This is a genomic window from Candidatus Eisenbacteria bacterium (assembly GCA_035577985.1).
GTDB lineage: Bacteria > Desulfobacterota > Binatia > DP-6 > DP-6 > DATJZY01.
Window position 1 is genome coordinate 69,808 of sequence record DATJZY010000176.1, and the last position, 13,089, is coordinate 82,896.

Genomic DNA, 13,089 nt, shown 5'->3' on the forward strand with positions numbered 1-13,089 from the left:
CGAGGCCCCCGTCGGTTGTGCGGACACGTTGCGTGCCGCGAAGCTCGCACGTCGCTACTCCTCTTGCAGCTTTGCTGTCAATGACTTGCGACCTAGCGAGCTGCCAAAATGTGTACGAGGTTGAACGTCGCAAGGCGCTCGGCAGGGCGAACGCTGTGTGGCTGTGAACGCCGGGACACATCGACGCGCGACGTAGGCCCTGCAGGACCTACGTCGGCAGGCGCTAGCGCACTGCGGAGAGCTGGAGACGGCGCGCGAGGCGCGTGTGGGCCGGCCACCCGAGGCGCGGACTCGGTTGTCGCGCGGGGACGCGACGTCGCAGATCGTGAATGCGGCCGACGGCCTCGGTCACGCGCCGCGGTGCGAGCGCGCCACTCGCGATCGCCTGCTCGACGCCGGTCATCGCGCGTTCGGCGACGTCGAGCGACTGACACACGAGGAGCATGTCGCATCCCGCGGCGAGCGCCTCGGGCGCGAGCCGCTCGGGCGCGGCGCGTCCGGCGACCGCCTGCATCTCGAGGTCGTCGCTGAAGAGCACGCCCGTGAACCCGAGACGCCGCCGCAGGAGGCTCGTCGCGATCGCCGGCGAGAGCGTCGCGGGATGTTTCGGGTCGAGGGCGGGGTAGACGACGTGCGCCGACATCAGGGCGGGAATGCCGGCGCGGATCGCACGCACGAAGGGCGGGATCTCGACCGTGGTGAGCGCCCGCCGCGACGCCGAGACGCGCGGTAGCACCTTGTGCGAGTCGCCGAGCGTGCGCCCGTGTCCGGGGAAGTGCTTGCCGCAGGGGAGGACGCCGCCGCGCTCGAGGCCGCGCGCGACCGCGACGCCGAAGCGCGCCACCTGCGCGGCGGTGGTGCCGTAGGCGCGGTCGCCGATGACCTCGTTGCGCGGGTTCGCCCACACGTCGAGCACCGGCGCGAAGTCGATGTCGATGCCGATCGCGGCGAGCTCGCGGCCCATCGCTTCGCCGACGGCCTCGGCGAGTCGAACGCTCTTGGCGGCGGCGACGACGGCGGCGGCCGGGAAGGGGGTGAACGGCCGCATCCGGAACCGGTCCACGCGTCCGCCTTCGTGATCGATCCCGACCAGCGGCGAGACGCCCGGGCCGAGCGCATGGAGGTCGGCAATCAGATGTCGGAGCTGGCTCGCCGAGTGGACGTTGCGCTTGAAGAGGATGACGCCGCCGGGCGGACGTTCGGTGAGGAAGCGCCGGGTGTCCGCATCGAGCGTCGGGCCCGGGATCCCCACCATGAAGAGCTGGGAGATGGTTCGCCGTAGCACGGACGTCGGCATGGACCCGGGGGCCTATAGCACGAAGTTCTATGGACACGATGCGGCGGAGGTGTTACGTAACGCCGCACTCGAAGGGCGGGGATGGCGGCGGACCGAACGGCGCGTTACATCGCGGTGGAGGGCCCGATCGGAGTCGGGAAAACGGCCCTCGCCCGGCGACTCGCCGCCGACTTCGGCTCGCAGCTGATCCTCGAGCACGTCGAGGACAATCCGTTCCTACGCAAGTTCTACGAGGACCCGAGCCGCTATGCCTTCCAGGCGCAGCTTCACTTCCTGCTCGAGCGCTACCGCCAGCAGCGCGACGTGCACGAGCGCGGCCTGCCGGCGGCCGGCCTGGTGGCGGACTACCTCTTCGCCAAGGATGGGATCTTCGCCGGGGTCACCCTCAATGCGGACGAGGGGGCCCTCTACCGGCAGGTCTTCGACCTCCTCGACCGCCAGATTCCCCGGCCGGACCTGGTCATTTACCTCGAGGCGCGGCCTGCTGTATTACTCAAGCGCATCAAGAAGCGTGGTCTCGAGTACGAACGGACGATCACCAAGGACTATCTCGAACGGCTCACGGAGGCGTTTCGAAACTTCTTCCACCACTATACGGATGCCCCACTGCTCGTGGTGAACAGCTCGGACATCGACTTCGTCGAGCACGGCAGTGACCTGGCCGATCTCATCCACGAGATCCGGGGCATGCGACAGGGGGTACAGCACTACATTCCGCTTGGATCACGGTAACTGACCCCGACCCACAACGGGCGGGGATTGGAACGGACCGAGACGGTAGGCAGACGACGGCGACAATCGAACGGAACGGCACCACCCGCGAGCCGACCACGACCCCGAGCAGCGATGCCGGGGATCGAGCGAGGCGACGGGCACTCCCGACGAGCGACGCACGTACTACGGCCTCCCGGACTGCGGTCCGAGGAGGCCGTTTCTTATGGAGAGCTCGAAGCGAGTGACGGTTCCGGACATCGGTCGCATGAAGGCGGCGGGAGAGCGGATCACGATGGTGACCGCCTACGACTGGACCTTCGCCCGGCTCCTCGACGAGGCCGGCGTCGACATGCTGCTGGTGGGCGACTCCCTCGGCATGGTCGTGCAGGGCCACGAGACGACCATTCCGGTCACGCTCGACGAGATGGTCTACCACACGCGCATGGTCGCGCGCGGCGCGAAGCGCGCGCTCGTGGTCGGCGATCTGCCGTTCGGGAGCTACCAGGGCGGACCCGATCGGGCGGTCGAGAGCGCCATCCGACTCGTGAAGGACGGCGGCGCGCAGTGCGTGAAGCTCGAGGGCGGACTCGCCATGGCGGAGACGATCGAGCGCATCGCCTCGATCGACATCCCCGTCGTCGGACACGTGGGTCTCACGCCACAGTCCGTGCACCGCATCGGCGGGCACCGCGTGCAGGGGCGTCGCCACGGCAGCACGCCCGGCGGTCGCGAGCGCGTCATCGAGGACGCGAAGACGGTCGAGGCCGCGGGCGCGTTCGCCGTGGTCCTCGAGTGCATTCCGCTCGATCTCGCCGCCGAGATCACCGAAGCGCTCACCATCCCGACGATCGGCATCGGCGCCGGCGTGCACTGCGACGGCCAGGTGCTGGTTCTCCACGATCTCGTCGGCTTCAACGACGCGTGGACGCCCCGCTTCGCGAAGCGCTACGCCGAGCTCGGTCGCGCCGTCGTGCAGGCGGCGCAGGCGTACGTGGGCGAGGTGAAGGGCGGCGCGTTCCCGACCGACGCACACGCGTTCGCCCCCAAGGTGGCGGCTGCAAGCTGATGGTGACGCTCGCCACACCCGGCGCCATGCAGGCGTGGGCCCGCGCGGAGCAGCGGGCCGGCCGGCGCGTCGCGCTCGTTCCCACCATGGGGGCGCTCCACGAGGGCCATCTGGCCCTCGTCGCCGAGGCCCGACGGCACGCCGAGCGCGTCGTCGTGTCGATCTTCGTGAATCCGATCCAGTTCAACCGCCGCGACGACTTCGAGCGCTACCCGCGCCCGATGGACGAGGACGCCGCGCGCTGCGCAGCGGCGGGCGTGGACGCGATCTACGCGCCCTCGGCGGCGGCCATGTACCCCGAAGGCTTCCAGACGCACGTCGAGGCGGGGAAGCTGACCGAGCCACTGTGCGGCGCCGCCCGACCCGGGCATTTCCGTGGCGTCACGACGGTGGTCACCAAGCTGTTCCACGCCGTGCGGCCCGACGTGGCCGTGTTCGGCGAGAAGGACTTCCAGCAGCTCGCGATCGTGCGACGCATGACCGCGGATCTCGACTTCGGGATCGAGATCGTGGGCGTCCCGACGGTGCGGGAGGAGGACGGGCTCGCCCTCTCGAGCCGCAATCGTCTCCTCTCGCCGCAGGCGCGCATGGCGGCGCGCTGCGTGCCGCGGGCGCTCGACGCCGCCGCAACGGCGGTGGCAAAGGGCGAGACGCGGGCCGCGACGGTCGTCGCGGCCGCAACGGCGGCCGTCGCGGCCGAGCCCACAGCGCGCCTCGAGTATGCCGAGGCGCGCGATCCCGAGACCTTGGATGCGGCGGAGGTGGTGACGGGGCCGACGGTGATCGCCCTCGCGGTTTGGGTGGGCGGCGTACGGCTCATCGACAACCGAGTACTCGTGCCAGGGAGAGACGAGCGATGACACGCAAGATGATGCGCGCGAAGATCCATCGGGCCACCGTCACGCAGGCGGACGTCGACTACGAGGGCTCGATCTCGATCGATCGGACGCTCATGGACGCCACCGACCTGTTGCCCAACGAGGCCGTGTGCGTGTGGAACGTCACCAACGGCAACCGCTTCGAGACCTACGTCGTCGAGGGCGAGCGCGACTCCGGCTGCATCTGCGTGAACGGGGCCGCGGCGCACCTGGTCGATCCGGGCGACCTCGTCATCATCGCGGCCTTCACGTGGATGTCCGAGGAAGCGGCGCGCAAGCACGAGCCGAAGGTCGTGTTCGTCGACGAGGAGAACCGCATCCGCGAGAAGCGCAGCGAGGTGCCCGGGCCCTTGCGCGCGATCCACTGATGGCCGAGGCCCGCGACCGCGACATCACCGTCAACCGGCGGGCCTTCCACGACTACCACATCGACGACCGCGTCGAGGCGGGGCTGGCCCTCATCGGCTCCGAGGTGAAGTCGCTGCGCGACGGCCGGGCGCAGCTGAAGGATTCGTACGCGCGCTTCTTCGGTGACGAGCTGTTCCTGGTGGGTGCGCACATCAGCCCGTACGCGCCGTCGAGCCAGTTCGGCCACGCGCCCGAGCGGCATCGAAAGCTCCTGCTACACCGGCGCGAGATCGACAAGCTCGCCGGCAAGGTCAAGGAGCGGGGCTACACGGTGATCCCGCTGCGACTGTACTGGGTGCGCGGCCGGTGCAAGGTCGAGCTGGGCCTCGCGCGCGGCAAGAAGGCGCCCGACAAGCGCGAGGCGATCCGCGAGCGCACGACGCGGCGGGAGATCGATCGGGCGATGGCGGCGGGGCGGCGCCGGGGCTGATCAGCGCCGCGCGGGGTGGAGCGGCAGCGCCTCCGCGTCGATCGGCAGGGTCGCGAGCTGTCCGGTGCCCGAGAGCGTCAGGTAGAGGACGCCGTCGGCGAGGCAGCAGTTCGTGGGCTCCGTACCCGAGCCGATCTCGATCGTCTCGGCCAGCCGGCCGTCGGGCTCGAAGACGACCAGCACGTCGCCGAGGCTCCCCGCGACGTAGAGCCGTCCTTTGCGATCGAAGCAGAAGCCGTCCGGATAGCCGGCCGGCAGCTTCGCGAACTCGCGGAAGCTCGCGCCGGGCTTCGGGTCCATGACGAGGACCGTCTGGGTCATGCTCTGCGCAACGTAGAGGCGATCGTCGGGGCCGAAGGCGATGCCGTTCGGGAAGAGCGGCACCTCGGCGAGGAGCTCCACGCGGCCGTCGAGCGTCGTGCGCGCGACGCGGCCGGGATCGACCTCCGGCAGGTTCTCCCAGTTGTGGGGGTCGGTGTAGTAGAGGAGGCCGTCGGGACCGAAGCAGAGGTCGTTCGGGCGATTCGGCGGCGCGCCCGGGAGCTTCGTCGCGACGTCGGTCACCTTCCCGTCGAGCGTCACGCGCTGGATGCGCCCTGGGAGCGGCTCGGGCGCCATCCAGCGTCCTTCGTGGCCGAGCGAGACGCCGCCATTGTTGCAGACGTAGAGCGCGCCGTCCGGACCGAGCGTCGCGCCGTTGGCCCCGCCGCCGGTCACGGCGACGCGCCGTCGCAGCGTGCCGTTCTCCCACAGAGAGATGCACTGGCCGCGGATCTCGGTGACGGCGACGCGCTTCGGCCCGAGCGACACCGGACCTTCGGGAAAGTCGAGACCGCTCGCGACGACGGTTGGCTTCATGCCGCGCCTGTAGCACCGTCCGCGAGTGCGTGGCCAGGCCCGGAATGCGGGACGCCCCCGGACCACATCGTGATCCGGGGGCGCCGGGTGCGACGGCAAGGGAGGGGGATCAGTTGCCGTCGGCGAAGAGCGGAACGTCGAAGTCGATCGTGATGCCGTTGGCCCACAGGTTCTGCTGGATCTCCGGGCCGAAGTCGGGGCAGAAGAAGTCGGGGTCGACGATGCAGGTCGACGTCTGGCTCGGGATGAAGACGTTCTGGAGGAACGTCGGCACCGCGGCGATGTGGCCCTTGATGGCGCCGACGCCGGCGCCGGGCTGCGCGACGGTGATGCTCGTCTCGGACGCGAACTGGTCGGCCATCATCACGACGCCGGGGTCGCCCGCGACGCCGGCGAGCATGGCGATCGGCTGCGCCGTGCGGCGCGCGAGATCGATGTTCAGGTGGACGACGAAGAACTGGTCGGTGTTGTCGAGGACGTTCGGGTTGCCGCCCTCGAAGAAGACCCACAGCATCGCGTTGGCGCCGGCGAAGTAGCCACGGCCGCCCTCGATCGAGAAGTCGAAGTCGCTCGTGCGCACCGGGAAGGCGAGGTAGGGGACGTCGTTGCGGCCGGTCGTGAAGAGGTCGACGACGTGGTTGTTGTTGGCGTCGAGGAAGGCGCCGATCTGGAGGGCGGGGCCGGAGACGGGGAAGTCGCCCGCGTTGAAGAGGGAGAGACCGCTCGCCTGCACGTGGAGCGTGCCCTTGTTCTGCGTCGCCGGCGCGGTGCCGGTGGTGGGAACGGGCTGGTTTGCCGTCGCGTCCGCGCGGACGACGACCAGGCGCTCGCCGGTCTCGTTGATGCGTGGCCCAGCGAGGCCGGAGCTACGGCGCTCGTTCAGGACGAGGGTTCCCGAGACGGCCTGCGACGGGATCGTCACGCGGATCTCGCTGTCCGACACGAAGGTCGGCGTCGCACGCAGCCGACCGAACGAGGGGTCGACGCCGAGGAAGGTGACGAGGAAGGGCGGCGTGCCCGTGTAGGGGTTGCCATCCTTGTCGTGGTCGAGATTCGATCCGAAGACCGAGATCGTGTCGCCGGGGCGGGCGAACAGCGGCGAGAAGGACGAGATGCGCGGCTTGTCGCCGATGGGCGTCGTCGTGTCGACGGTCGGATCCGGGGGCGTCGGGTTGTCGATGGTCGGGTCGGTCGGCGCGGTCGGATCGGTGCCCGGAACCAGAGGATTCCCGCCGACGACGAGCCCGGCCGAGAACTCGGCGACGACCTGGCCGGCCGCGCGCTGGCGGCCGCCGACGTTCCCGCAGTCCTGGTCGAACGCGAGGCGGAGACGGAAGCGCGGCCGCTCGCCGCAGCCGACGAAGCGCGCGCGCAGGATGAACGCGTCGTTGCGCGGCGCCTTGGTCACGACCGCCGCGTCGCACGAGATGCCGGTGCGGGCCGGCGCGAGGTGCACCGAGAACGCGCCCGCGTCCGCCCCGACGACGACGTTGTTGATGCCGTTCGGGCCGAGGTCGAGCCCCGCGCCTTCGATGCTGTAGCGGCCCTGGCAGACCTGGGCGTCTGCCGCGGCAGGGCGCGACCCCAGCAGCATCGTGGCGGCGAGGGTCAGCGTGAGGGTCGTCATGGTCGAGGTTCGCATCGCACGTCTCCTTGGGGTTCGGCCCGTCGTTGGGCGTTTTCGGATGCTCTACGCGCCACTCGACGCGCCGGATGCGGGGTCGTAGAAGCCCGGGATCATGGGGATTTCCTTGGGAGAGGTAGGGAAGGTCGGGCAGGGGTTGGCACGCCCCGAGGGCGTCATGTGTGCCCGGGACGGGACCGTCTGGGCGGCCGACGGGCGGGGCGGCTGCACCCGCATCCCGGCCGACGGCTCGCGCGAAGAGCTGGTGGGGCAGGTGGGCGGCGAGCCCAACGGCATCTGCCTCGATCGCCAGGGCCGCGTCATCATCGCGAACCTCCACGGCGAGGTGCAGCTGCTCGACGCGGTGACCGGACGGCACGAGGTGCTCGCGACCGAGGCGAGCGGGCGGAAGACACCCTCGCCGAACTTCCCGTTCCTCGATCGCCAGGATCGCCTGTGGGTCTCGAACAGCTCGGCGCGCGCGGACCTGATGGAGGCGATCCTTCAGCCCGCCGGCGACGGGTTCCTCTATCGCATCGCCGGCGGTCGCGCGGAGATCGTCGCCTACGATCTCTGGTTCGCGAACGGCGTCGCCGTCGATGCCGGCGAGCGCTTCGTCTATGTCGCCGAGTCGAGCGCGGCGCGCGTCACGCGCTTCCCGATCCGCGCCGACGGCTCGCTCGGCGCGCGCGAGCAGTACGGCCCCGATCTCGGCGGCGCGCCGGACGGGATCGCGTTCGACGAGGCGGGCAACCTGTGGGTGACGCTGCCCATGACGAACGCGGTCGGCTTCGTCACACCCGCCGGTGCGCTCGAGATCTACGTCGACGATCCGGACGGCAGGGTGATGCGCCTGCCCACCAACATCTGCTTCGGCGGCCCCGACCGGCGCACGGCGTACATCGGGAACCTGCTCGGGTCGTCGCTGCCCACCTTCCGGGTTCCCGTGCCCGGGATGGCGCTCGTGCACCAGCTATGACGTGTTGCCGGGGCCCGGCGGCGTCCTTATAGTCGGCAGACGATCGCATTTTGGGGGCGATCTGGTTTCGACGGAGGTGACGAAGCGAACGTTGCGTGTCGGGGGTGCTGTTCCCCTCGTCAAAAAGGACAGAACGGCTTAATTGCCAACAACGACTACGCACTGGCTGCCTAATTAGGCGACCACGTTCACCCTGCCCGCGCCCGTAAGGCGGGAGTGAGCGACGCAGTTCGGGCTGGGCCCCCGTCGCGCCGGCGGGGCGGGGGCCGAGACTACACCGCCGGCTGGTCGCGGAAGATCCTGCCCGTGGGAGCAACCGCGATGACGACAAATCACGGGACACACACGTAGACGCGTTCAGGGAGTGACTTTCGGACGGGGGTTCGATTCCCCCCGCCTCCACTTCGACCCGCAAGGGTGTTGCCGCGAGTTCAGCTCGACCATCGCCGGCTCGATCGACGACCGGCGGACGGCGCCGTGCGCGCCGTCGCCGGCCGTTCGACTTGTCGCGGCCGGGAGCGGGGCGTAGGTACCTCTTCTCCACACTCGCCGCGACCAGCCGATTCACCACCACACGGCTCGAGAGAGAGACCATACCAATGGCGACGGAATCCGCGTGCCCGATCGATCACACCGCCGGCGGCGGCACCACGAACAGCGATTGGTGGCCGAACCAGCTGCGGCTGGACCTGCTGAATCAGCACTCGAACAGGTCCAATCCGCTCGACGAGGAATTCAGCTACGCGAAGGCGTTCAAGAAGCTCGACTACTTCGCACTGAAGAAGGATCTGCGCAGGCTCATGACCGATTCGCAGGACTGGTGGCCCGCCGACTGGGGCCACTACGGCGGTCTCATGATCCGCATGGCCTGGCACAGCGCGGGCACCTACCGCGTCGGTGACGGTCGCGGCGGCGGCGGGCGCGGCCAGCAGCGCTTCGCCCCGCTCAACAGCTGGCCGGACAACGTCAGCCTCGACAAGGCGCGCCGCCTGCTGTGGCCGATCAAGCAGAAGTACGGCCAGTCCATCTCCTGGGCCGACCTCATCATCCTCGCCGGCAACGTGGCGCTGGAGACGATGGGCTTTCGCACTTTCGGCTTCGGCGGCGGCCGCGAGGATGTCTGGGAGCCGGACAACGACGTCTACTGGGGCGCGGAGAAGACGTGGCTCGCGGGCGACAAGCGCTACTCGGGCGTACGCGACCTCGAGAATCCACTCGCCGCCGTGCAGATGGGCCTCATCTACGTGAACCCGGAAGGCCCGAACGCCAACGGCGATCCAGTGTCCGCGGCCAAGGACATCCGGGACACCTTCGGCCGCATGGCCATGAACGACGAGGAGACCGTGGCGCTGATCGCCGGCGGTCACACGCTGGGCAAGACCCACGGCGCGGGCCCCGCGACCAACGTAGGCCCCGATCCGGAAGCCGCTCCGATCGAGGAGCAGGGGCTGGGCTGGAACAGCAAGTACCAATCCGGCAAGGGCGGCGATGCCATCACCTCCGGGCTCGAAGTGGTCTGGTCGCAGACGCCGATCAAGTGGAGCAACTTCTTCTTCGAGAACCTCTTCAAGTACGAATGGGAGCAGACGCGGAGCCCGGCGGGCGCCATCCAGTGGGTGGCCAAGGACGGTCCGGAGATCATTCCCGACCCGCACGATCCGACCAGAAAGCGCAGGCCGACGATGCTGACGACGGACCTGACGCTGCGGTTCGATCCGGCGTTCGAGAAGATCTCGCGCAGATTCCTCGCCGATCCGAAGGCCTTCGCCGATGCCTTCGCCCGCGCTTGGTTCAAGCTCACGCACCGGGACATGGGGCCCCGCTCGCGCTACCTCGGGCCCGAGGTCCCGAAGGAAGAGCTCCTGTGGCAGGACCCGATCCCGAAGATCGGCTACAAGCTGATCGGCGAGAGGGAGATCGCCGCGCTCAAGAGAACCTTGACCGCGAAGCTCAGCGTCTCGCAGTTGGTCACGACGGCCTGGGCCTCGGCCTCCACCTTCCGCGGCGGCGACAAGCGCGGCGGCGCGAATGGCGCCCGCATCCGGCTCGCACCGATGAAGGATTGGGAAGTGAACCAGCCGCCGCGGCTCGCCGAGGTGCTGAAGGTGCTGGAAGACGTCCAGACCGGCTTCAACAAGAAGGCCAAGGGCGGCAAGAAGGTGTCGATCGCCGATCTCGTCGTGCTCGGTGGCGCGGCCGGCATCGAAAAGGCGGCGAAGAAGGCGGGCGTCGTCGTGACGGTGCCGTTCCGGCCGGGGCGCAACGATGCGACGGCGGAGCAGACCGACGTCGAATCCGTCGGCTTCCTCGAGCCGCTGGCCGACGGCTTCCGAAACTACGTGAAGGCCGAGCACGGCGTGCCAGCCGAGCAGTTGCTCGTCGACAAGGCGCAGCGGCTGACGCTGACCGCACCGGAGATGACGGTGCTGGTGGGCGGTCTGCGCGTGCTGGGCGCGAACATCGGCGGCAGCAAGCACGGCGTCTTCACGAAGAGAACCGAAACGCTCACCAACGACTTCTTCGTGAACTTGCTCGACATGGGCACGGAGTGGAAGCCGGCTCGCGACATCTACGAAGGCCGCGACCGCAAGACCGGCGCGGTCAAGTGGACGGGCACGCGTGTCGACCTGGTGTTCGGCTCGAACTCCGTGCTGCGGGCGCTGGCCGAGGTCTACGCCGGCTCCGACGCGAAGAAGAAATTCGTCACGGACTTCGTCGCCGCCTGGACCAAGGTGATGGAGCTGGACCGCTTCGACCTGAGGTAGCAGCGCCTCTGCGAGCAACCCGCCTGGAGACGGCGCCGAGGAGGCGGGGAGTCGGTACTGAACTGACGTCCGGCGCGCGTCGCTGGCGTGCACCGCGAAGCACGTTCCAGTCCACGGAGGCAGCGGGGGGAGTACGCCGGTGCCCGGCGAACCCTCCCGCATGCAGAAGGGCCTTGCTTGCCCAGGGCTTTGTGGGGAGTGTATTAGTCGCGCGCGCACCCGGGAATGTCGGCTGGAACCGAAACATTCTGCTCGCACAGGGGGAGGTAGAAGGCCATGAGGCCATTTCGTCGTGCACTGATCGCCTTGGTGTTCGTGATCGTCCCCGCCGCTCGGGCGATGGCCGATGAACCAATGCCGATCAAGGTGGCGGAGCAACCGCTGCTCTTGGCGGGGAAGATGGCGGCGTCCAGTGTATTGCAGGTTCTCGCGTTCCTGAATGTGTCCATCGGCGTGCCCGTTGCCTGCGTTGTCCAGGGAATCGCCGACCAGTCCCCCAGTGGGTGCTCCGCCGGCGCAGCCAAGGCGTGGGCCGGGAGCGAGCTCGCGTTGTGTGAGGGCGGGCGCATTGGGATCGATGCAGTGACTTTCGGACACGAGACGTGGACCTGTCAGGGAAGTTCATCGAGAGAGTGAGGCCTGAGCGACCAGGTTCGTCAGGCTTTACCGCCGTTCGAGCGCTCGAGTCGTGAGCCCAGCGTACGCGGGCTTCAGTGTCCCGCACCGACGAGCGCGGCGACCGTGAACCAGTCGTCGGTCACACCCGTCTTCTCTCCTTGGTGGAAGTACCAACCCTGCTCGCCCGGGAAGCGGGGGCTCGGCAGGGACGCTTTGGTCGCGTGCTCGAGCTGCATGTCGACCATCATGATCGCGGGCAGGAAGGGCACCTCGTCGTCGTAGGTGATGGCGGCGGCGCCCGGCACGGTCTTGCGGAAGCTGTAGTCGTTGATCCAGACCTTCCAGAGCTCGCCCGAGCGGTCGTAGATGTCCGAATAGACGGCGGCGAGCGTCTCCTTGTCGATGAAGATCACCCGCTTCGAGTAGGCGTACTGCGGCAGCTTGGAGACGCCCTCGACGACCCAGACGTTGCGCTTCTCCCACGCGTCGTCGAACGCCCAATCGGCCGGGTTGGCCCACTTCACGGGGAAGTTCTGGGCGTGCATCACGCCGAGCATCTCCTTCTCACCCAGGAGCTTCCAGTCCATCCAGCTGATCTGCCCGGCATACCCGTCGTAGCTGTCGACGTCGGTGTCCTGGCCGAAGAGCGCGTCCGAGCGCTGCGCCGTGGAGAGCCGCCTCACCCGGCGCAGCGACGGAAGATAGAGCCACGAGTCGTCCTGCTTGCTCGCGTCGACGTAGCGGTTCCCGAGCGCCCCTACACCCTTCAGGTCAAAGGGCTCGAGGATCGGATACAGCCCCTGCTGGGCGCGATAGCCGTTCGGGTTCGGCTTGTCGGGCTTCGGGTCGACGTACAACCGTCCCGTCCAGAACAGGCGGCGCAGGTGGTCGAGCAGGAAGTGGCGCTCGACCGACATCGGCCCCTTGGGGGGAACCGTGCCCGTGTCGGCGTCGAAGTTCCGAACGTCGCTGTCGTCGATCCCCTTCACCCAGCCGTAGTCGAAGTTCGACATCAGCTTCAGGACGAACTGGGGGTCCTTCGGATCGATGTTCGGGAAGGGTTGGCCCGCGACGTAGTGCTGGACCTGCAGCCCGTCGGCCGAGAGCTTCACCTGGCCGGAGTACTTCTCCGTTGCTTCACGGTAGGCCTTCGGCCACTCGATCTTCTTGGTCTCCCCGATCGTAATCGGCTGCCCGTGCCGGATGCACCATTCGACCCCGGGCGAGAGCAGGTTCTTCACCTTGTCCACGCTCGTCTCGTTGATCTTGTCCCCGGGCGAGACCTGTGCGCCGGCGAGAGTAGCGGACAGCCAGAGCGCTACGACCGTGAAGCCTGCTCGACGGCACATCGACATGGACCTACCCTCCTCGCTTCTGAAGCACCGCGTCGTTCCCCGGTGACTAGCGTGTCATCGTGGAGGTGCAATCGACGGGCCACGCGAGACCCGTCGG

The 13,089-nt window shown here is 68.7% G+C and carries 12 protein-coding genes and 1 other RNA gene; 9 read left to right on the top strand and 4 right to left on the bottom strand.

Annotated elements, in window-relative coordinates:
* Positions 1-223: 223 nt before the first annotated feature.
* Positions 224-1,297 (bottom strand): beta-N-acetylhexosaminidase, encoded by a 1,074-nt coding sequence (nagZ, locus tag VMS22_25340; GenBank protein HXJ37367.1) that lies wholly within the window; start codon positions 1,295-1,297, stop codon positions 224-226.
* Between the two features lie 81 nt (positions 1,298-1,378).
* On the opposite strand from nagZ, the gene VMS22_25345 reads away from it, so the two are divergent.
* The 5 genes from VMS22_25345 (at position 1,379) to smpB (ending at position 4,793) form a co-directional block, all read left to right on the top strand.
* Positions 1,379-2,029, top strand: a complete 651-nt coding sequence (locus tag VMS22_25345; protein HXJ37368.1) for a deoxynucleoside kinase — start codon at positions 1,379-1,381, stop codon at positions 2,027-2,029.
* Positions 2,030-2,234: 205 nt separating this feature from the next.
* Entirely contained in the window at positions 2,235-3,077 is an 843-nt protein-coding gene (panB, locus tag VMS22_25350; protein HXJ37369.1) for a 3-methyl-2-oxobutanoate hydroxymethyltransferase, read from the top strand.
* Positions 3,077-3,937, top strand: coding sequence for a pantoate--beta-alanine ligase (gene panC, locus VMS22_25355; GenBank protein ID HXJ37370.1), 861 nt, complete (start codon positions 3,077-3,079; stop codon positions 3,935-3,937). The genes panB and panC overlap by 1 nt, the downstream gene beginning before the upstream one ends.
* On the top strand, positions 3,934-4,323 hold the full coding sequence (gene panD, locus VMS22_25360; GenBank protein ID HXJ37371.1) for an aspartate 1-decarboxylase: 390 nt from the start codon (positions 3,934-3,936) through the stop codon (positions 4,321-4,323). The genes panC and panD overlap by 4 nt, the downstream gene beginning before the upstream one ends.
* Positions 4,323-4,793, top strand: a complete 471-nt coding sequence (gene smpB / locus VMS22_25365; GenBank protein ID HXJ37372.1) for an SsrA-binding protein SmpB — start codon at positions 4,323-4,325, stop codon at positions 4,791-4,793. Before panD ends, smpB begins: the two co-directional genes overlap by 1 nt.
* On the opposite strand, the gene VMS22_25370 is transcribed toward smpB, so the two are convergent.
* Both VMS22_25370 and VMS22_25375 read right to left on the bottom strand, forming a co-directional pair.
* Positions 4,794-5,651, bottom strand: a complete 858-nt coding sequence (locus VMS22_25370) for an SMP-30/gluconolactonase/LRE family protein (GenBank protein HXJ37373.1) — start codon at positions 5,649-5,651, stop codon at positions 4,794-4,796.
* A 109-nt stretch (positions 5,652-5,760) separates the two neighbouring features.
* Positions 5,761-7,293 (bottom strand): hypothetical protein, encoded by a 1,533-nt coding sequence (locus VMS22_25375; GenBank protein HXJ37374.1) that lies wholly within the window; start codon positions 7,291-7,293, stop codon positions 5,761-5,763.
* A 97-nt stretch (positions 7,294-7,390) separates the two neighbouring features.
* On the opposite strand from VMS22_25375, the gene VMS22_25380 reads away from it, so the two are divergent.
* From VMS22_25380 to VMS22_25395, 4 genes are all read left to right on the top strand, one after another.
* Complete coding sequence (locus tag VMS22_25380; protein HXJ37375.1) at positions 7,391-8,254, top strand: SMP-30/gluconolactonase/LRE family protein; 864 nt, start codon at positions 7,391-7,393, stop codon at positions 8,252-8,254.
* A gap of 52 nt (positions 8,255-8,306) precedes the next feature.
* Positions 8,307-8,659, top strand: a transfer-messenger RNA (tmRNA) gene (ssrA, locus tag VMS22_25385).
* 194 nt (positions 8,660-8,853) lie between these two features.
* Positions 8,854-11,019: a catalase/peroxidase HPI gene (gene katG / locus VMS22_25390; protein ID HXJ37376.1), complete on the top strand. Its 2,166-nt coding sequence runs from the start codon at positions 8,854-8,856 to the stop codon at positions 11,017-11,019.
* Positions 11,020-11,295: 276 nt separating this feature from the next.
* Positions 11,296-11,655 carry a hypothetical protein gene (locus VMS22_25395; protein ID HXJ37377.1) on the top strand — a complete coding sequence of 120 codons (360 nt, stop codon included), beginning with the start codon at positions 11,296-11,298 and terminating at the stop codon, positions 11,653-11,655.
* 74 nt (positions 11,656-11,729) lie between these two features.
* On the opposite strand, the gene VMS22_25400 is transcribed toward VMS22_25395, so the two are convergent.
* Positions 11,730-12,992: a DUF1329 domain-containing protein gene (locus VMS22_25400; protein HXJ37378.1), complete on the bottom strand. Its 1,263-nt coding sequence runs from the start codon at positions 12,990-12,992 to the stop codon at positions 11,730-11,732.
* Between the last annotated feature and the right edge of the window lie 97 nt (positions 12,993-13,089).